General features: G+C 40.5%; 20 protein-coding genes. 11 read left to right on the top strand and 9 right to left on the bottom strand.

Annotation, left to right across the window (positions count from 1 at the left end):
- Window positions 1-96: 96 nt before the first annotated feature.
- Both CWC16_RS01000 and CWC16_RS00995 read right to left on the bottom strand, forming a co-directional pair.
- A complete protein-coding gene (locus tag CWC16_RS01000) occupies window positions 97-588 on the bottom strand; it encodes a DUF6702 family protein (protein ID WP_055013486.1) in 492 nt (163 codons plus the stop codon).
- On the bottom strand, window positions 588-3,020 hold the full coding sequence (locus CWC16_RS00995; RefSeq protein WP_138540138.1) for a M1 family metallopeptidase: 2,433 nt from the start codon (window positions 3,018-3,020) through the stop codon (window positions 588-590). The genes CWC16_RS01000 and CWC16_RS00995 overlap by 1 nt, the downstream gene beginning before the upstream one ends.
- A 380-nt stretch (window positions 3,021-3,400) precedes the next feature.
- Between CWC16_RS00995 and CWC16_RS00990 the strand changes: the two genes are divergently transcribed.
- From CWC16_RS00990 to CWC16_RS00965, 6 genes are all read left to right on the top strand, one after another.
- Window positions 3,401-3,637: a hypothetical protein gene (locus CWC16_RS00990; protein WP_138540137.1), complete on the top strand. Its 237-nt coding sequence runs from the start codon at window positions 3,401-3,403 to the stop codon at window positions 3,635-3,637.
- Window positions 3,638-3,772: 135 nt separating this feature from the next.
- Entirely contained in the window at window positions 3,773-4,009 is a 237-nt protein-coding gene (locus tag CWC16_RS00985) for a hypothetical protein (protein WP_004588266.1), read from the top strand.
- Window positions 4,010-4,086: 77 nt separating this feature from the next.
- Window positions 4,087-5,334 carry an exonuclease SbcCD subunit D gene (locus CWC16_RS00980; protein ID WP_138540136.1) on the top strand — a complete coding sequence of 416 codons (1,248 nt, stop codon included), beginning with the start codon at window positions 4,087-4,089 and terminating at the stop codon, window positions 5,332-5,334.
- Window positions 5,331-8,981 (top strand): AAA family ATPase, encoded by a 3,651-nt coding sequence (locus tag CWC16_RS00975; RefSeq protein WP_138540135.1) that lies wholly within the window; start codon window positions 5,331-5,333, stop codon window positions 8,979-8,981. The genes CWC16_RS00980 and CWC16_RS00975 overlap by 4 nt, the downstream gene beginning before the upstream one ends.
- A 20-nt stretch (window positions 8,982-9,001) precedes the next feature.
- Window positions 9,002-9,658, top strand: a complete 657-nt coding sequence (locus tag CWC16_RS00970; RefSeq protein ID WP_138540134.1) for a class I SAM-dependent methyltransferase — start codon at window positions 9,002-9,004, stop codon at window positions 9,656-9,658.
- Between the two features lie 165 nt (window positions 9,659-9,823).
- The gene (locus CWC16_RS00965) at window positions 9,824-10,255 is read left to right on the top strand and encodes a hypothetical protein (RefSeq protein ID WP_138540133.1); all 432 of its coding nucleotides are present in this window, start codon (window positions 9,824-9,826) and stop codon (window positions 10,253-10,255) included.
- A 63-nt stretch (window positions 10,256-10,318) separates the two neighbouring features.
- Here the strand turns inward: CWC16_RS00965 and CWC16_RS00960 are convergent, their stop codons facing one another.
- The 3 genes from CWC16_RS00960 to CWC16_RS00950 are packed head-to-tail and all read right to left on the bottom strand — an operon-like array spanning window position 10,319 to window position 11,734.
- Window positions 10,319-10,717 carry an ACT domain-containing protein gene (locus CWC16_RS00960; RefSeq protein ID WP_138540132.1) on the bottom strand — a complete coding sequence of 133 codons (399 nt, stop codon included), beginning with the start codon at window positions 10,715-10,717 and terminating at the stop codon, window positions 10,319-10,321.
- A gap of 17 nt (window positions 10,718-10,734) precedes the next feature.
- Window positions 10,735-11,277: a DUF6942 family protein gene (locus CWC16_RS00955; RefSeq protein WP_138540131.1), complete on the bottom strand. Its 543-nt coding sequence runs from the start codon at window positions 11,275-11,277 to the stop codon at window positions 10,735-10,737.
- Between the two features lies 1 nt (window position 11,278).
- Window positions 11,279-11,734, bottom strand: coding sequence for a YaiI/YqxD family protein (locus CWC16_RS00950; protein ID WP_055013495.1), 456 nt, complete (start codon window positions 11,732-11,734; stop codon window positions 11,279-11,281).
- A 120-nt stretch (window positions 11,735-11,854) separates the two neighbouring features.
- On the opposite strand from CWC16_RS00950, the gene CWC16_RS00945 reads away from it, so the two are divergent.
- A complete protein-coding gene (locus CWC16_RS00945) occupies window positions 11,855-12,376 on the top strand; it encodes a lipocalin family protein (RefSeq protein WP_138540130.1) in 522 nt (173 codons plus the stop codon).
- Between the two features lie 243 nt (window positions 12,377-12,619).
- Here CWC16_RS00945 and CWC16_RS00940 read toward each other — a convergent pair whose 3' ends face one another.
- Genes CWC16_RS00940 through CWC16_RS00930 form a run of 3 tightly spaced genes read right to left on the bottom strand, consistent with a single transcriptional unit; the run spans window position 12,620 to window position 14,888 of the window.
- Window positions 12,620-12,961 (bottom strand): DUF3325 domain-containing protein, encoded by a 342-nt coding sequence (locus CWC16_RS00940; RefSeq protein WP_138540129.1) that lies wholly within the window; start codon window positions 12,959-12,961, stop codon window positions 12,620-12,622.
- Entirely contained in the window at window positions 12,958-14,553 is a 1,596-nt protein-coding gene (locus CWC16_RS00935) for a PepSY-associated TM helix domain-containing protein (RefSeq protein WP_138540128.1), read from the bottom strand. Before CWC16_RS00935 ends, CWC16_RS00940 begins: the two co-directional genes overlap by 4 nt.
- Entirely contained in the window at window positions 14,550-14,888 is a 339-nt protein-coding gene (locus tag CWC16_RS00930; protein ID WP_055013498.1) for a hypothetical protein, read from the bottom strand. The genes CWC16_RS00935 and CWC16_RS00930 overlap by 4 nt, the downstream gene beginning before the upstream one ends.
- Window positions 14,889-15,111: 223 nt before the next feature.
- On the opposite strand from CWC16_RS00930, the gene CWC16_RS00925 reads away from it, so the two are divergent.
- Entirely contained in the window at window positions 15,112-15,468 is a 357-nt protein-coding gene (locus CWC16_RS00925) for a VOC family protein (protein ID WP_138540127.1), read from the top strand.
- 150 nt (window positions 15,469-15,618) lie between these two features.
- A complete protein-coding gene (locus tag CWC16_RS00920) occupies window positions 15,619-16,209 on the top strand; it encodes a uracil-DNA glycosylase family protein (RefSeq protein WP_138540126.1) in 591 nt (196 codons plus the stop codon).
- Window positions 16,210-16,482: 273 nt separating this feature from the next.
- On the opposite strand, the gene CWC16_RS00915 is transcribed toward CWC16_RS00920, so the two are convergent.
- Entirely contained in the window at window positions 16,483-17,055 is a 573-nt protein-coding gene (locus CWC16_RS00915) for a hypothetical protein (RefSeq protein WP_055013512.1), read from the bottom strand.
- 193 nt (window positions 17,056-17,248) lie between these two features.
- Here CWC16_RS00915 and arfB point away from each other — a divergent pair, with 193 nt between their 5' ends.
- Window positions 17,249-17,662, top strand: a complete 414-nt coding sequence (gene arfB / locus CWC16_RS00910) for an alternative ribosome rescue aminoacyl-tRNA hydrolase ArfB (protein WP_138540125.1) — start codon at window positions 17,249-17,251, stop codon at window positions 17,660-17,662.
- Between the two features lie 389 nt (window positions 17,663-18,051).
- Window positions 18,052-18,369 (top strand): hypothetical protein, encoded by a 318-nt coding sequence (locus tag CWC16_RS00905; protein WP_212747434.1) that lies wholly within the window; start codon window positions 18,052-18,054, stop codon window positions 18,367-18,369.
- Window positions 18,370-18,371 lie beyond the last annotated feature (2 nt).

Below are 18,371 nucleotides of genomic sequence, written 5' to 3'. Positions count from 1 at the left end.
CGATCATCTATTAGTAACAGATCAAAAATGAACACAGTATAAATAAAAGAAGAATACGCGCACATTTACTGCAGTGCGCGTAGGTTGGGGAAGCATTTATTGTTCGAACTTAGCCTCAAGCCAAGTATCATTTTGGGTAAAATGAAGGGTTTTAATCTTGCCTCTACCTTCTACGTTTACCATATTTACTTGTGAAGGCCATAGGTCACGCAGTGCTCCGTTACTCATTTTTATACCTTTAATCCCTTTAGGGATAGGCGCTTCTTGGTACACCCAAAAAAACTTTCCATCAATTTGCGCACCTACTTGGCTAAGCGTTAATGGCTCGCCTTTTAAGGTTTGCAGTGCAACATGCGACTCAACATAGTCTACAAAACGTTGTTGGTCTGCTTTATTACTAATGATATCGGCTTTTCCATCAAATAAATGCGCTACCGCATGCTCAGTATCATGTAGATAAAAGCGATGCATGAGCTCAATATTGTGGGTACGCTTATTAAAAAGCACTGTAGTAACCGATGACTTTAGCTGATGCGCCAAACTTGGCGCAGCAACTAAAAGGCAAACAATAATAAGCAAAAAGCGCATTATTGTTGCTCCTCACCTTTTTTGTCGTCTTTTTTAAGCTCAGTTTTAATGTCTTGCATAATATCTCGACTCACTTTCGCTTTACTCTTTTCCTTTTTATACACTTCGATGCGTGAAGGAATAATACGACGAGGGTAGTTGTTGTTTTCAACATCTACATCAGCTGTTTCCCAGCGTGGGTCAACGGTTACTGATACTAACGGCTTATTTTTATCTGTCACAATAAGCTTTTGTACATTTTTGTGGTTACGGCGCCAAATTTCGGCTGGAATGTAACGATCTTCTTTAGTGCCATCTTCATACGTTAGCTCTAATAAAATAGGCATTACTAAACCACCGAGGTTCGAAAACTCCATTACATAGTAATTTTTGTCTTCTTCAAGCGCACGGTCTAGCGTTTTACGCTCCCACGGCTCTAAGCCTTTTAAAAACTTATTGTACGCATTACGCTCTTTATTGGTAACAGTAAAGCGGTCGTTCTCGTCGTAAAAGTCGGTAATATCTGGATTATTTTCAACCCACGTTTTTTTACCTTCTTCACGGTTGCGCTTAACAAATAGTGATGTTGGTTTGTCGGCTTCTATATCGCGTAAGCGTTTAAAATCAATATCTGGGTTTTTGGTATCTAAACGTAATTGATACACTTTATCTAACGAGATATCTACATGGTCGGTGCTGTAAAACCAACCACGCCAAAACCAATCTAAATCAACCCCTGATGCTTCTTCCATGGTACGGAAAAAATCAGCTGGTGTAGGGCGTTTATACTTCCAGCGCTGTGCGTACTCTTTAAAAGCAAAGTCGAATAAGTCACGACCTAAAATAACTTCACGTAAAATATTAAGCGCTGCAGCCGGTTTAGTATAAGCATTAGGGCCTAAACGTAATACGCTGTCTGACTGTGTCATAATTGGTACTTGGTTTTGCGATTTCATGTAGCTTACAATATCGCGCGGCTCAACACCCCACGGTATAGTTGGGTCCCATTCACGCCCAGCAACGCCATCTAAAAAGCTATTTAAGCCTTCATCCATCCAAGTCCATTGGCGCTCATCAGAGTTTACAATCATAGGGAAATAAATATGACCCACTTCGTGTATAACCACGCCTATTAAAAAGCGTTTTTCAGCTTGAGAATAAGTACGCGTACCATCATCTTGCAGCTCAGTACGAGGGCCATTGAAGGTGATCATTGGGTATTCCATGCCGCCAACTGGGCCATTAACCGATTGCGCTACCGGGTAAGGGTAGTCAAATGAATAGCGAGAATACACTTCCATGGTGTGCACTACAGATTCAGTTGAATACTTTTTCCATAAATCGCCACCTTCTTTAGGGTAAAACGACATAGCCATCACTAAAGGTTGTTCTTCACCACCTTGCTGGTAACCCTTTGCATCCCACATAAATTTACGTGACGACGCCCAAGCAAAATCACGTACATTTTCTGCTTTAAAGTGCCACGTTTTTGTTTTATCGGTGCCTTGTTTTTCGTTTTCGAGCGCTTCTTCTTCTGTCACGATAAACACTGGGCGCTTAGCCGTTTCGGCTTTTTCTAAGCGGTTACGCTGTGTACGCGTAAGTACTTTACTTGCGTTATCTAACTTACCCGTTGCTGATACAATATGATCAGCAGGCACAGTAATTTCTACATCGTAGTCACCAAATTCAAGGGTAAACTCACCACGACCTAAAAACGGCTTGTTAGTCCATGCTTCGTAATCAGTGTAAGCAGCTAAACGCGGAAACCACTGCGCAAGTAAAAATATATCGTTGCCATCTTCTTCAAAATGCTCGTAACCAGAACGTGCACCTACAGCATCTTCTTCAACAATGTTAAAAGCAAAGTTCATACTAAACTCAACTTCTTTGCCTGGTTTTAGCGGCTCGTTTAAATCAATGCGCATTAGCGTATCAACCACAGTAACGCGCAGCTCATCGCCATTGTCGTCTTTTACATTGCTAATTGTGTAGCCAAGTTCGTTGTCGCTCATAAATTGCTGACGGCGCAGCTCACCTAAGCTTAATTTAGCCGGCTTTTGTGCAGGTAAACTATTTAGCGTGCTTTTAAAGGTTTTTGTGGTTTCGGCAATTGAGTCGCTTTTAAAAATATTTTGATCTAACTGTAACCACAAATATTTAAGTGTATGCGGCGAGTTATTTTTATACTCAATGCTTTGACTTGCTGTTAAGCGGCGCTTTTTTTCGTCAAGCTTTACGTCTATATCGTAATTAACACGTTGCTGCCAATATTTTTCGCCAGGCTCACCTGCAGCACTACGATAAACATTTGGGGTAGGAAGGGCTTCGTCTAACTGACGAAACTTATCAACAAATGAGCCTTTAGTTTGCTCAACGGATGATGCAAGCACAGCACTCGACATTGCCAAAGGCAACACAAAAGCGCTAAGCGTAAGAACTGTTTTTTTCATTATGAGTCCTAGTGGGATTTTGTGAGCGTACTTTGACAAAGTTACTATTTTTGTTCAATTAATTAGCGACCAACCGCCTATTAAACACGGTAATATTCACGTTGTTTTAACATGCTTTTTCAATCAGTAAATTAAGCTGCTTTTAAAACTGTAAAGGGGGTTTACACCTTGCACCGAAAGAGCATGTATAAATTAAGGTACAAGCACTGTATTTATGAGGGTTCAGGCCTAATTCATGCCATTAGCTTAGGATTAAATTAAGGTGTAAAAATATGTTGTTTAAGGTGAACTTAAATTTATAGCGTGAGCGCTGTTTACAAGGTTTAATGCGCTTAAGCTCAATGTAAATAATCAGCACATTTAAACTTAAGGAGCCCGATATGAAATTTTACATTGTTAAAAAAGATCATCAGCTCGAAGCGATCCCTGCTGATAAAGACTTACTAGAACGCTACGAATCAAACCAATATTCGTATGTGAATGTGGTGTCGGCATGCAACAAACAAGATGCGCTAAAGCGCCTTCATACTGAACAAAAACACAGTAAAATGTGGCTAATAATTGGCGCAAATATTGCCGTGTTCTCACTAATATTAACTATTTATACGATAAATTAAAAATAGTGAAATTTAAGGTTGATATTTAGTGCATTTTATATTTAAAATCGCCCACTTTTTTTATTTGAGCATAATAAAATCGTTACGATTACTCTCAAATATGTACTTATTACCGGTAAGCAATGTGGTGGGTGTATGGATTTTTATATCCTAAAAAAACAACAAGAGCTAATAGCCATTCCAGCAAATCAGCAAAGTTGTAAGCAGTATCTAGACTCAGGTTATTTTTATATTGATAAAGTAGCCGCCTGTAACGAAACAAATGCCATAAAAGCATTGCAAGCAAAGCAAACTAAAAGTTTAAAAATGCCGCTAGGCATGGCTTTGCTAGCGCTTCCTGTCATTATTATTGCAATATATAGTTTTACCTAAACTAAAGCCCTCCCGAGGCTTGCATCTTTACTTGCCTTGGGTATATTGGCGCTCTTATGGTTTTTTAAGAGCGCGATATGAAAGTTCTCCACACCTCTGATTGGCACCTAGGCCAACAATTTTATGAACATGACCGCCGCGATGAGCACGCTGCATTTTTTACTTGGCTACTTAGCACCCTCGTAGAGCAACACATAGATATACTTTTAGTTGCAGGCGACATTTACCATACAGCCACACCGAGTGCCAGCGCCGAAAACCAGCTCTACCAATTTATAAAAGATGCTAAAAAGCGTTGCCCACAACTACATGTTGTTATTATTGCCGGCAACCATGACTCAGCAAATCGTATATTAGCAGCGCTGCCATTGCTTGCTCAGTTTGACACCCATGTGGTTGGGCGCTTTGACATAACCAACCCAGCCAATACAGTGATCGAAATAAATACGCAAAATAAACGCGCTGTAATCGTCGCTATGCCTTTTTTACGTACCAGCGATATAAGTTCACTTAGTCACACTAAAAATGGCCCTAGTTACACACAAGGCGTAGAAAAAGCCTATAAGCTTGCCCTTGAACACGCCTATAGCATTAATGCGCAAAATTCGCCGTTAATTGTAATGGGGCATTTACATGCCAAAGGCGGTGATATTTCAAGTGATTCAGAACGTAATTTAGTAATTGGTGGGGAGGAGTCTATTTCGGCTAATGTATTTGGCAGTCAAGCAGACTACGTAGCCCTAGGTCACTTACACAAAGCGCAGCAAGTTGCTAAAAAAGACGTTATACGTTACAGCGGTACGCCTATTCCTATGTCGTTTTCGGAACGTAAGTACACACACCAAGTTAATGTCGTCGAATTTAAAAATGATGAAAAACAATCTATTAGCACATCTGTAAACCCCCTTTACATTCCACGCTCTGCTGAGGTGATTATTCTACCAGAGGGAGAGTGTGTGCCATTAAGCGAGCTATGCGAGCAAATTAAAGCACTTGATACATCACAACATACGATTGCCCCTTATTTACGCGTAAAGCTTAAATCAAGTGATACCGACACCACCTTTAGAGAGCAAATAGAGCAAGCTCTTGAGGGTAAACACATAAAATTTTGTGGCATCGAACGGGTGCGAGAACAAACCACAACAAGCGATAACTGCGCCGTGTTTGAAGATTTAAGCGAAATTGAAATGCTCAACCCATTAAACTTATTAGAACAAGCCTTTGCGAACGACAAAGACATGGCCGGCCAAACTGTACCGGATGAGCTTAAAACGCTTTTAAACGATGTAATAAGTGAGCTGACGGAGCAAGCGCAACTATGAAAATAACCGCAGTACGCATACATAACTTAGCCTCAATAGTTGACGCCGAAATCGACTTTACCCAAGCTCCACTAAAAGACGCTGGTTTATTTGCAATAACCGGCGACACCGGTGCAGGTAAAAGTACCTTTTTAGACGCTATTTGTTTAGCGCTTTATACCAAAACTGCACGCTTAAAAGGTGATAAAGGCAACTTAATAGATTTTAATGGCGACAGTATAAAATTAAACGATGCGCGTAACTTATTACGCAGAGGAAAGTGGGAAGGTTTTGCCGAAGTAGATTTTGTAGGGCAAGACAAAGCGCTTTACCGTGCACGTTATTCAATACAACGTACTCACAAAAAGGCAACAGGCAAACTAAAAGTAGCCGAGCATACGTTAGTGACCTTGCCCAATGAAACCCTGATAGCCGATAAAAGCCAAACTATAAAAACAATAGAGAACAAAATAGGGCTAAGCTTTGATCAGTTCTCCCGTGCGGTTTTATTAGCACAGCACGAATTTGCCGCCTTTTTAAAAGCCACAGGCGATGAACGCGCACAACTTTTAGAGTGTTTAACCGGCACAGATAAATTTAGCCTAATTGGTAAACGTATTTTTGAGCGCAATAAAGCGCTAAAAGATCAATATGAATTACTTAATGCAAGCCTTGCAAGCTACACCTTGCTAAGCGATGACGAATTAACTGCTAAACAAACCCTGCGTGATGAGTTACTTGAAAAAATTGAGCAAACTAAAAAAACACATGCAGCCACAGAGCAAGACTTAAATTGGTACAAGCAAGCAGCTCGCTTATCGCAGGCACTTGAACACGCAGTAGAGCAGCAAAAACACGCACAACAACAGCTTGATGCAATAGCAAAGCAAAGTGAGCAAGCAAAACAAGCCCAAAGCGCCCTTGAAATAAAAGACAACCGCAAACGACATGAATACTTAACGGCGCAAAACAAAACACTTAGCACGCAAATAAGCGATTTAAGAGCGATTGACCATGCAGCGCTAATAAGTGAACAAGCCGAAAAATTAAAAACACACCAAGCTGCACTGCAAACTGCCACGCAACAAAAACAAACGGCAGAGCCTATTATTGCTAAAGCTCGTGAGCTTGATAGCCAACTTGCTATACATACGCAAACAATCACAAGCCTGACTCAGCAAAGCGAAAAAGAGCAGCAGCAACTTAGCGAATTACAAACGCAGTACACGCAAAGCAAAAATGCACTTGATGAAGCAAAAAAACTCAACGCAGGGCATCAAACATGGTTAAACGAGTACGCGCAGCTAAAACCATTAGCCACTGATTGGAATTATTACCAACATAGCTTTAATACGTATTTAAGTGCCAATGAGCAACTAAAAGCGGCCGCTTCTCAAAATAAACAGCTGTTAGCAGAACAAGCTAAACAAGCGACGCTGCTAGCAGATCAAACTAAAAAAGTAGAATTGCAAGAGCAACAACTAGCATCTGAACAGAAAAACTTAAGTCAGCTAACTGAGCAACAACACCAATTTAATATTGAGCAATGCGATAGCACGCTTAAAAATATTGAATATTTAAAAGATCAGCGCTTGCGCTATCAGCAGCTTAATCAAGAAATAAAAACCAGTACACAGCAACAAGCCGCGGTGGCCGCGAAGCTTTTACACAGTGAGCAAATGCAAACATCATTGCAACAAAGCTTAGCCTCGTGCGAGCAAGCACTTAAACACAGTGAATATGCATTAAACCAAGCTCGCCTGCGTGCCAGCGAAAACGTAGAGCATTTACGTACGCAGCTTACCCCTAACGAGCCCTGTGTTGTGTGCGGTGCAAAAGAGCACCCGTATGCCAGCAGCCAAAACCCGCAATTAAATAACCTAATAGCCGACTTTGAAACAAGTTATAACCAAGCTAAAGAGCAACACGATAGCGCCCAAGCTAAGCTGCATCAGCACCAAACTCAACATGCGGTACTTATCACTGAGCACGCCCAGCATAGCCAAGCCATACAAAGCGCACAGGCTAAGCAGCTAGAGATTAAAACGACAATGCAAGGGGCACGTACAGAGCTTAACGAGTTAACAGCACAGCAGCTTGATGACACCCATGCCCGGCTAAGCAGTCAAAAGTCGCACTATTTTGAGTCGCAAAAACAGCAAACAGCCCTGCAAGAAAAAGTAAACCAACTAATAAATAACTTAAAAACTGAGCAACACACACAACAGCAATTGCATAATCAGCATGTTGAATTAACCAATAAGCTTAATCAAATAAACACAAAGCATGCAGAGCTAAGTGCGCAAATTAACGAGCTTACTAGTACCCTAAACGCGCAGTTTGAGCACAGTGACTTTTGGCAACAATTGCAAAATAACACGCTTAATATGGGCGATTTAAGCCAGCAGGTTGAGCAGTACCAGCAAACACACGTTCAACTTGAACAAAGTCAAAAACAAATAGACAGCGCTGAACAGCAATTACAGCAACTCACTCCGTTAATGGCTAAAAGTGAGCAGGCACTTAAAGTGTTAAAAGACGACTTAGCCAAAGCACAACAACTGCAAAACACCACGCACACTGCGCGCCTTGCTTTATTTAACAACGAGCCATTAAGCGCCGATGATTACCAAGCAAACCTTAATGCGCAGCTTGAGCAATGCCAAAAAGAGTTACATACAAGCCAACAAGCCCACGACAACGCCATTAAAAAACGCGATGAGCACGCTATAACACTTAAAAACGTTGAGCAGCGATTGGCAGAGCAAATTCAAGAGCAAAGCACACTTGAAGAGCGCTACAATGCTTGGTTTAGCGACTTTAAAGCGCAGTATAGCGAGGTAAACCACGAACAGATCGCTATTTTACTAACGCTGACTAGTGAGCAAATAAAAGCGCAATTAATGCAGTTTGAGCAGCGTTTAACAGCACTTACAGACGCAAATGCAGCGCTTAAACAACAACAAAAAGCGCAAACAGATCACCATAATACTAACAAGCCAGACAAAAGCGAAAGCCAATTAGCAGAGCAAGAAACGTTTTTAGCTAATCAGCAAACTGAACTACAAAATAGTTTGCTTGGCACTAATACCGCGCTTGAGCAACACAATCAAAACGCCAAAGCACTTAAGAGCAAACACGCTGAACTTACTACTCTTAAAAAACAGGTAGAGCAGTGGCACGTGCTTAATAAAGTATTAGGGGATGCAACCGGTAAAACCATGCGCAATTTAGCACAAACACAAACCCTTAAAATATTGCTGCATTATGCTAATAGCCATTTAAAAACCCTTAATAAACGCTATGAGCTTACAGCTATTGCGCAATCGCTCGATATAGCCATTATTGACCGCGACATGGCCGACGAACAACGCTCGGTTAATACGCTCTCTGGGGGGGAATCATTTTTAGTATCTTTGGCACTGGCATTAGGGCTTGCATCGCTTTCATCAAACAAAGTCCAAATCAACTCTTTGTTTATTGACGAAGGGTTTGGTACGTTAGATAGCGAAACACTCAGCGTTGCTATGGACGCACTCGACTCATTACAAGCACAAGGCCGCAAAGTAGGGGTTATATCGCATGTGAGTGAAATGAGTGAACGCGTAGCTACGCAAGTACATGTAAGTAAAAAAAGTGGTGGATACTCCACTGTTGAAGTTATATAAGCTGATTAAAGGAGTTAAAAATGCCAACATTTAAAGGCGAGCAAGCAACGCATTACGACAATCGCATTACCCGTTTAGTACCAGGATATGAGTTATTACACCAACTTACCAATGCACAGCTTAAAGCAACTCTTAACGATAACGCACATATTTTAGTGGTAGGGGCTGGCACAGGTAAAGAAATACTCGCCCTCGCAGCGCTTAACCCAACTTGGCAATTTACCGCACAAGATACCTCAGGTGATATGCTTGCTATTGCTAAACAAGCATTTGAACAGCATGGCATAACAAAGCGTGTTAAGGTTATTGAAGGCGAGCTCGATAAACTTTCTACTAAGGCCGATGCGGCGCTTTGCCTACTCGTCCTGCACTTTTTAGAAGACGACGGCAGCAAAAAGCAGCTACTTAAAAACATTAAAGCTAATTTAAATAAAGACGCAAACCTATTTATTAGCGATTTAATGAAACCCGAAACCGACTTTGAACGTGAAGCGCAAATTACTGTGTGTGCCAATCTAGGCTTAAGTGATGCAGGGCAAGCCTACACAGCTCAAAACTTAGAGAGTGAATTTTACCCGCTTGATAGAATGCGCTTTAGCGAGTTACTTAACGAGTGTAAATACGGCATTCCTAAGCTTTATTTTAAAGCGCTTGGTTTTAGTGGTTACGTGGTTTAATAATATAAAATTTACCTACTGTAATCCCAAAACACCGAGTATGCGTACTCGGTGTTTTATTTTATACACATCCTTACATTTCCTGACAGCTACAAACAAACTCCTCACATATTTTTTATGCTCACACGCTTACTATCTCCCTATTAAATATTTAAGGGGTTCAACATGAAAAAGTATCTTATTGCGGTATTACTACTCTCTGGCTGTGCATCACAGGGGGTCGATAGAAACAATCAAAACCAAATAGTTAAGCGCTACTATGCATCGGTAGAATCAATGCAACCCGTAACACTCTCATCTGAAGTAGGCACAGGCATAGCAGCAGGCGCCGGGGTTGGCTTTGTAGACAGCTTAGATGGTAACACTGAAGAAATGCTCGGCGGAGCCATCATTGGCGGCTTAGTGGGAGGACTATTTACCGCACTGTTTGAAGGGGGCGATGATGCCTATCAATATAACTTATACGCTGCTAACGAAGGGGCGTTTACTGTTATTCAAAAGCAAAAACTCGATAAAAATACGCAATGCGTAGCCGTAACTGCAGGTGATAAAGTAAAATTAGAGTCTGTAGCGCAGCACTTTTGCAGCGATAAATAAAACAAAAGCCGGTACTGCAATACCGGCTTTGACTTTTACCTAAGTGAATCAGATTTTTACCAACTAAACCTTACCAATCTCGCTTAGTGCCTTAATGGCCGACTGCGCTTTATCGGTTTGTACAAAAATATGATCGTGATAAAACGCAGCCACTACGTTCGCGCTAATATTGTGCTCGGTTAATTTGGCCGATACCGCAGCGGTTAACCCAACAGCCTCAAGGCTTGAATGCACATTAAGGGTAATTAAATTATATTTACCCTCGTAAGTAATACCGGCTTTATCGGCGGTGTTAGCATTTAAAATAAGGGTTAGGCCTTCATCTTCAACGTAACTGGCAAGCGGGTTTAAATGAACGTAGTCGGCAAGGCTGCCTGCTAAACAACAAAATATATATTCACCTTGTTTAAGCTCAGGGTTCATTGTTTTAAGCAAAGTGTTTAGTTCTAAAATTCCCGCCATGGTTGTCCTTACAATGTTTATTTAGCCATTTTTAGTTGAGCAACCAACTCGCTTAATCGGGCTATTTTAATATTACTTAACTGCCTATAATCAAAGTACGGGCACACAATAATGTTATTCGTCGTATCAATTGCAAACTCATCATCAAGCCAATTAAATTGCGCTTTAAGCTTACCTTGTTGTAGTAAGTTTTTAGCGTGCATACGACCTGCAATAATATGCAGCTGGTTTTTATTGGTGCCGTTAATAATGGGTGCACTAAATAACAATGCTGTTTTACTGTTTTTTTGCAGTAAAAATGCATCGCGATACGCTTGCCAACTATCGGCTTGTTTTGCAAAGCTGTAATGCTCACTCGGTAGCGCAAATAATACTTTGGCGTATACGTTAAACACCTTGCGCCAGCCATTTCCACAGTGCTGATTTATGGTATTTATTTGCTCGTTTATTACGGGCTCAACACTTTGTAGTGTTTGAAAGTAGGGCATAGGCGGCGCTTTAGCAACATACACGGCTACGCTAAAGGCTTGCTCACCTAAGCCTATTAGTTGCTCACTCACACTAACTCGCCTTTTTTTGCGCTAAAATACGGTCAAGGTTATTGGCAAAGTTTTGGCGGTCGGTTTGGCTAAGCGGTGGTGGTCCGCCACTCATTTCAACGCCGCTTGAGCGCATAGTATCCATAAAGTCGCGTACGTTTAATAACGAGCGAATATTCTCTGGCGTGTAAAGCTCACCACGCGGATTGAGTGCTTGGGCGCCGTTATCAATCACTTCGCTGGCAAGGGGGATGTCGCCAGTAATAACTAAATCACCTTTTTCTACGCGTTTTACTATTTCGTTATCGGCTACATCAAACCCGCTTGAAACTTGTACGCGGCTTATAAACTTTGAAGGCGGAATGCGCATTGCATGGTTAGCTACTAAAATGGTTGGTGTTTGCGTACGTTCAGCGGCTCTAAAAAGAATTTCTTTTATAACCACGGGGCACGCGTCGGCATCTACCCATATTTTCATGCTGTAATCTTTTAATTGCTCTAGTATTTAGCTGATCCTATAGCAATTTATTTTAATCGGCTAGCAAACTTTATTGGCTTAGCGCCGTACAAACACTATCACTTTTAAAAGGGAGCTTTCATGAAGGCCATTACGACTATTTTACTCATTACAGGGTTATTTTTACTCACCGCCTGCACAAGTGCACCAGAGGGTATTACGCCGGTTAAAAACTTTGACCTAGAGCAATACAAAGGTAAGTGGTACGAAATTGCCCGCCTTGACCACTCATTTGAAGAGGGCATGGAACAAGTAACCGCAACTTACACAGTAAACGATGATGGAACAGTAAAGGTGCTCAACAAAGGGTTTATCACTAAAGAGCAAAAATGGGATGAAGCGCAGGGTTTAGCAAAATTTGTAGAAGGCAGTGATACGGGCCATTTTAAAGTATCATTTTTTGGCCCATTTTATGGCGCTTATGTGATTTTTGAGCTCGACCAAAACGACTACCAATACGCGTTTATTACTAGTTATAACCGCGACTATTTATGGTTTTTATCTCGCACGCCAACGGTGAGTAATGAACTAAAACAGCATTTTATAGCGAAAGCTAAACAACTTGGTTTTGCTACAGAGCAAATTATTTGGGTTGAGCAGTAAACACCATAGCTTTGTAAAGGGGCTTTACAGTTGCTGTGAATGTGATTGTGATTGTTACAGCTGTAATAAAACCTTCATTTCACTGTAAGGTAAGTTAAATATGTTAGGGCTATATTAGCTGCACTTGCAACGAGACATGCAAGTGTTGGACATACTGAACATCCCCCTATTGTTGGCAAGCTTTATAGCTTGCCATTTTTTTGCCTAAAATTAACAGTCTTTTTTGGATCAGGTTTTTACTAACTAAAGTGCATTTATTACTAATAATAACCCTGATGCTCCAATTAATAGCATATTTAAGATGCTAAATGGCTTTACTAATGAGTCTATAAAATTATAAAAAAGCATTATAATTAATACACTTAGACTCATGAAGCCGCAAAAAAGTAAAGCGCCGTATCCCTGCTGGGCAACTACACAAAACACTAAACTTAGTAAAATACTGATCCAAGCAACAATTAGCAGCAAATTACTTTGCTGCTCAGAGGGGCGCGTTTTAAATACCGTTTTAAAATGCGCTGGTTTTGCTAAGGCAAAACCATTAAAAGCCAGTAAACAGAGGCTAAAGCTAAGTAAGTCAATCATGCCTTTTTCCTCCTTTTATGATTGGTTGAGCTATTTGCTGTTTTATTAGATGTATTAGAAGCAGTACGTAATTTTTCGGTTTGTACTAAAAACAGTATGCTAAATAGTAAAAATAACGCATCGAAAATAAACAAGTCCCATTGCTTATTTAGTAAGTAGCTCACTATATTGCCCTGCGTAGTAAGCGCATTTATGGCGGGCACACTTAAACACGCTAATGCATTTATACTCGCCATTACACGCCATTGCAGCCTATCTCGCTTTAAAAGTGCCATAACGGCAACTACACACCACGCTAAGAAGAACGCAGCTACTTCTTTATCAGCGCGCCCAGCGAGGGTTGGACTTAGCAATCTATTGGCAATAAAAAAGGCGCAAGTGGCCAATGGTAAGCCCATAATGGTGGCAAGGTTTAACCCTTCTACCAGTTGTAAACCAAACGAGGCTTTGCCTTTGTTACGCTCGCGTATACGTTTAGCCCACATTATACAGCCAGAGGCAATCATCACGCAGCCTGCAATGCCACCAAGCACGTATAACCAGCGCAATAAAGGTGTGGCAAAGCGCCCTGTATGCATAGAGTTAAGTGACTCGTAAAGTGCTTTACTATTGCTAAGCTCGTCATCTGTTTGCGCTACTAACTCTCCTGTAGCGCCACTAAACAAAAGCCGCGGTGCTTGATCGCGAAGGGCCTTTTTCGGACTCACCAGTACTGTTACTGTTGAAGCCGCCATATTAGGTTTGCTAACCTGAACACGCGTAATGTCTGCATCTGGCCACTTAGTATAAACTTGATCCAAAATAGTGTTTATAGAGAGCATATCTGCGCTACCTTGCGCTTTATTAGTCACCTTATTACTAGGGCTTACCTCGTTAAAAAAGCCTCGTATACCATTGTCGTAATTGGTTAATACAGGATAAGGAAACAACATAAATATAAGGGTAATAATGCCTGTATAGGTAATCATTAAATGAAACGGCAAAGCCAGTACCGAGCTTAAGTTGTGCGCATCTAACCAGCTACGTACTCCTTTATTACGCCTAAACGTAAACATATCTTTAAATATTCGCTTGTGAATAACCACGCCCGAAATTATTGCCAGCAACATAAAAAAGCTGGCAAAACACACGACCCAGCGCCCGGTTATGGCATCTAAATAGTAAAGCTGATAATGCAATCGGTAAAAAAAGTTACCACCTTTAGTTTTTACAAAAGGTGCTAGTTCTTGCATGGTGTTTGGGTTTAATTGGGTATTTACAAATTGGCTGCGTCGCTGCCCTGGCTCTTTAGGTTTTGCATAACCATATACTAAATACGGTATACGCTCTTCGGGCAAGGTAATACGCCAACTTGGGGAATTTGCAGCATGCTGATTTAAGTAATCAAAGCCCTTAATAATTTGCTGCCTTTGTGCGGCCACCCTGTCGGTTTGGGCTTGCACATTGTGTATAGCAGGTTGATTCCAGAGATTTATTTCGTCTCTAAAAAAGCTAACCGTGCCTGCAAAAAATATTGTGTAAATAATCCAGCACGTAAGTAAACCAACCCACGTATGTAGCCAGGTCATCGACCTAAAAAAACTGTCTTTCATAGCCAACCCTTAAGTAATGCTAATACAACAACAAAAAAGCCACTACTTAGTAAAATACTGATCCATACAGTTTTTAATGACTTAATCGCAAACGCATAAATAAACACCAAAGCATAAATTAAAATACTGATAGACACGCACAGCAATACGGCATCTTGCTTAGGAATTGGCAGCACTACACTTAATAATGAAATACATGCTGAAGTAAACGCATACCCCCCAAAAATGGCAATAAAAAAACGCAAAAACACTAACACTCTATAGCTTTGCGCAGCTTTAAAAAGCCCAGCTAGTCTATTTTTTGTAAAAGGTGCAATGTGCAAAGGTGCTTGCATAGTTAACAAATCCCTTATTCGAATACGAGGATAAAAAATAAGGCGTTATTATAAAGCTTACAAATACAAAAGATAGCGATTCTCATTTGTATATTTTAGATAATTTAATAACAACCCTTAGCATGTTAGTAAAATAATGATCTCAAGCGGTTTAGCTATATTGCTTAGCTAATAACGAAGGTTTACAGTGGTCAATACTGGCAAGCCAAAGAGTAAATTAAAGATGAGCAACCACGAAAAACTAAATTATGTAGAGTTTCCCGCGTGCGATTTAACAGCCACAAAAAGCTTTTTTACTAACGTGTTTAGCTGGCAATTTACCGACTATGGCCCAGAATATACGGCGTTTAGCGGCCAAGGCTTGGATGGTGGCTTTTTTAAAGCACCGCTTAAATCACTTACACAACATGGGGCCGCACTGCTGGTGTTTTACAGTAACGACATTAACGCAACCTATGAAAAAGTAGCGCAATATGGCGGCAAAATAGTAAAACCTATTTTTGAGTTCCCCGGTGGTTGCCGCTTTCATTTTACCGAGCCAAGCGGTAACGAATTTGCCGTATGGTCAGAAAAAAAATAAATATATCAAGTGATTAGTTGTTATTTTTAGGTGAGATCACGATTTTACCAACTAATAACTAATTTGAGTAAAATAAACCGATTTTTTACCAACTCATTAGGTCTAAATGGCCATTTAGAACAACATTTAAGCATTTAAGGCCAGATTTATATGGATCCGATCAATTTAATTGAGCAAGTTAGTAAATGCGTGATCTGTGAACCTCATTTACCGTTAGGTGCTCGCCCCGTTATACAATTTAATGCCAATGCGCGTATTTTAATTGCCGGCCAAGCACCGGGCATAAAAGTACACGAAACTGGCAAGCCCTTTAACGATGCCAGCGGAAATCGCCTGCGAGAATGGCTAGGGCTCAGTGCTGAAGAGTTTTACGATGCCCAAAAAATAGCTATTTTACCTATGGGCTTTTGTTACCCTGGTAAAGGTAAGTCGGGCGACTTACCCCCGCGTAAAGAATGTGCACCGGCATGGAGAGCGCAATTACTGGATGCTCTGCCAAATTTAGAACTGACAATAGTGCTTGGTAAATATGCGCAGGCGTACCATTTACCTCACACAAAAAATAGGCCTTTAACCGAGTTAGTAAAATCGTGGCGTGAATATTGGCCGGCACATTTGTTGCTACCGCACCCAAGCCCACGCAATAATATTTGGCTTAAAAAGAACCCATGGTTTGAGCAAACAGTATTGCCAGAGCTAAGCGAACGTGTAGCTAAAATATTAAATAAAGAGCCACTATGAATAGCTATAAAACTGATGGTTATATGCTTGTAAAGGGGCTTTACATGTGCTGTTTATACAAACAGCACATGTTAAAAAGAAACTTATTATGAAAAAGCCAACAGCTTTGTGCCACGCTGGCTAAGGGTACTCATGCGCTGGACTTTACACATAGCGCCACTCAGTACGCTTAATAAATGTCGTAATTATTTAAAATTTGGGCATTAAAAAAGGTGGTAAATACCACCTTTTGTGTAAGTGTCTACTTAACCTCAGTTTAGGTTATTTGTAAAGTTATAGTAGTGCAAATATCTTTTGCAGCTGTGGCATGTACTCGCCCACAAGCTCAAGGTTGTTTTCGCTTACTAGTGGGTCAGTAGATTCTTCAGCCGCGCTTGAAGCTTTACCAAACGCACCCATCAGTGAACTAGCATCACTGCTTTTGGCACTTTTAAGGCTTTGTAGGCCACCCATTACTTTATTTGCTGTTTCTTGGTTTTCAGCTGAAAGGCCCGATTTGAGGTTTTCGATGTAAGCCATAGATACCTCAGAACCCACAGAAACTAATTCTTCAGGCGAAAAACCGTAACGGTTAGTAATATCGGCAAAGCTTTTATATAAGCCTTGCTCTTTAATCATGCTTAATGCGCTATTAGCAAGCGAGCTTTGCTCTTCAACACTTTGCTCGGCAGAGCCACCTAGCATGCTTGCTAAATCAAGGTTTTTTAACGAATCTTGGCTACTAGCCCAGCTAGAAACAGCCGGTAGTGCTTTCATGTAGCTTTGTAATTGGCCTTCGCTAATATCTTCTGCAAGGCTTGAAAAACTCATTGCTAATAAACTAAGAGATACAAGTATTTTTTTCATGGGGCTTTTCCTATTATTTATTTAACGCTATTTAAAACTAAATGTAAGCGCTTGCCAATACATAACTAAAGTAACAGGTGTATTTAGGTTATAAAGTAGTATAAATACTTTAAAGTGCTGTAACTTAAGCTGATTCAGCAAAAATATAGCTACTAATGTTATACTGCATTTTTGTCGATAAGAGCTGAACGTAATGTTAACTATTTCAAATACTGTCACTATAGATGAATGGGAACTAGAGCTAACTGCTATTCGTTCGCAAGGTGCCGGTGGCCAAAACGTTAACAAAGTAGCCAGTGCCATTCATTTGCGCTTTGATATTAACCGCTCAAAGTTACCCGATTTTTACAAAGAACGATTACTGAAACTAAACGACTCACGCATTACAAAAGAGGGCGTGGTGGTAATTAAAGCTCAAAGCTTTCGCACCCAAGAGCTAAACCGGGAAGATGCACTAAAGCGTTTAAAAGATTTAATTTTAAGCGCAACTAAAGTAAATAAAGCCCGCCGTGCAACCAAACCAAGCCGCAGCTCGCAGCGAAAACGCATGGATAAAAAAACCAAGCACGGGCAAACCAAAGCCCTGCGCGGCAACATTAAGTTTTAATAAAAAGCTTTGGATAATAAGTTTAAATTACTTGTAGACGCGAAACCTTTTTGCGTAATGAGCAAAACCCATAAATAACGTGCTGGTTTATTTAGCAAAGCGAAATAGGAGATAGAGTGTAAGAGTGTAAATTAATGATACGTAACGCACTGTAAGAAAGCTTCTAATTCTATGTATTAATTTTTAGTCTGCAAGTATATAAATTGAACCTCAATTAGGAAAATACAAAAAAGGATTTTAATATATTAAAAGTACACGTCTGGTTACCTCACAAAAAAATGGTAGGTCATGCTTCAATTTCATTTGGCACTACTTAGATTAGCTTTTGGCCAGCTGATGATGCTGGTAAAAAAGATTTAAAAATAAAACGTCGACGTCCTGGTCACTTCATGCAAGCACTAGAGTTTGATATTGAAAGTGAGGGTAACCGCCGCCCAATAACTGTTACTATTTCAAGTGCAGACACTAGCGCCTTAGAAGATTATGTTGTTTCTTTAATGGAAAATATACCTCAATATCAGCTAGCTAAATTCAATTGTTCAAATGTTGTAGCTGATTGCTTACGAGTAGCTTGTGCTAAAGAGCCTAGCTTTATACCTAATGCTGGTGCCTATGGTAAATTAGCAAGAACGTTAGGTGGCGGTATATGGACGCCCCATGAAGTTTTACGTTACGCTATGGAACTTGCAGAAACGGAAAATGCATAGAC

Source organism: Pseudoalteromonas sp. S3776, from assembly GCF_005886915.1.
Taxonomy (GTDB): domain Bacteria; phylum Pseudomonadota; class Gammaproteobacteria; order Enterobacterales; family Alteromonadaceae; genus Pseudoalteromonas.
The sequence above is the reverse complement of the archived record's forward strand: the minus strand, read 5'-3'. Positions and strand labels throughout refer to the sequence as shown.

What these genes read in the sequence shown, in the direction of transcription:
- CWC16_RS00905 (WP_212747434.1), top strand. Translation starts at nt 18,052, where the DNA reads ATGCAAGCACTAGAGTTTGATATTGAAAGTGAGGGTAACCGCCGCCCA.
- CWC16_RS00920 (WP_138540126.1), top strand. Translation starts at nt 15,619, where the DNA reads ATGGATCCGATCAATTTAATTGAGCAAGTTAGTAAATGCGTGATCTGT.
- CWC16_RS00995 (WP_138540138.1), bottom strand. Translation starts at nt 3,020, where the DNA reads ATGAAAAAAACAGTTCTTACGCTTAGCGCTTTTGTGTTGCCTTTGGCA.
- CWC16_RS00980 (WP_138540136.1), top strand. Translation starts at nt 4,087, where the DNA reads ATGAAAGTTCTCCACACCTCTGATTGGCACCTAGGCCAACAATTTTAT.
- CWC16_RS00915 (WP_055013512.1), bottom strand. Translation starts at nt 17,055, where the DNA reads ATGAAAAAAATACTTGTATCTCTTAGTTTATTAGCAATGAGTTTTTCA.
- CWC16_RS00990 (WP_138540137.1), top strand. Translation starts at nt 3,401, where the DNA reads ATGAAATTTTACATTGTTAAAAAAGATCATCAGCTCGAAGCGATCCCT.
- arfB (WP_138540125.1), top strand. Translation starts at nt 17,249, where the DNA reads ATGTTAACTATTTCAAATACTGTCACTATAGATGAATGGGAACTAGAG.
- CWC16_RS00960 (WP_138540132.1), bottom strand. Translation starts at nt 10,717, where the DNA reads ATGGCGGGAATTTTAGAACTAAACACTTTGCTTAAAACAATGAACCCT.
- CWC16_RS00975 (WP_138540135.1), top strand. Translation starts at nt 5,331, where the DNA reads ATGAAAATAACCGCAGTACGCATACATAACTTAGCCTCAATAGTTGAC.
- CWC16_RS00930 (WP_055013498.1), bottom strand. Translation starts at nt 14,888, where the DNA reads ATGCAAGCACCTTTGCACATTGCACCTTTTACAAAAAATAGACTAGCT.
- CWC16_RS00935 (WP_138540128.1), bottom strand. Translation starts at nt 14,553, where the DNA reads ATGAAAGACAGTTTTTTTAGGTCGATGACCTGGCTACATACGTGGGTT.
- CWC16_RS00970 (WP_138540134.1), top strand. Translation starts at nt 9,002, where the DNA reads ATGCCAACATTTAAAGGCGAGCAAGCAACGCATTACGACAATCGCATT.
- CWC16_RS00965 (WP_138540133.1), top strand. Translation starts at nt 9,824, where the DNA reads ATGAAAAAGTATCTTATTGCGGTATTACTACTCTCTGGCTGTGCATCA.
- CWC16_RS00950 (WP_055013495.1), bottom strand. Translation starts at nt 11,734, where the DNA reads ATGAAAATATGGGTAGATGCCGACGCGTGCCCCGTGGTTATAAAAGAA.
- CWC16_RS00945 (WP_138540130.1), top strand. Translation starts at nt 11,855, where the DNA reads ATGAAGGCCATTACGACTATTTTACTCATTACAGGGTTATTTTTACTC.
- CWC16_RS00940 (WP_138540129.1), bottom strand. Translation starts at nt 12,961, where the DNA reads ATGATTGACTTACTTAGCTTTAGCCTCTGTTTACTGGCTTTTAATGGT.
- CWC16_RS00985 (WP_004588266.1), top strand. Translation starts at nt 3,773, where the DNA reads ATGGATTTTTATATCCTAAAAAAACAACAAGAGCTAATAGCCATTCCA.
- CWC16_RS01000 (WP_055013486.1), bottom strand. Translation starts at nt 588, where the DNA reads ATGCGCTTTTTGCTTATTATTGTTTGCCTTTTAGTTGCTGCGCCAAGT.
- CWC16_RS00925 (WP_138540127.1), top strand. Translation starts at nt 15,112, where the DNA reads ATGAGCAACCACGAAAAACTAAATTATGTAGAGTTTCCCGCGTGCGAT.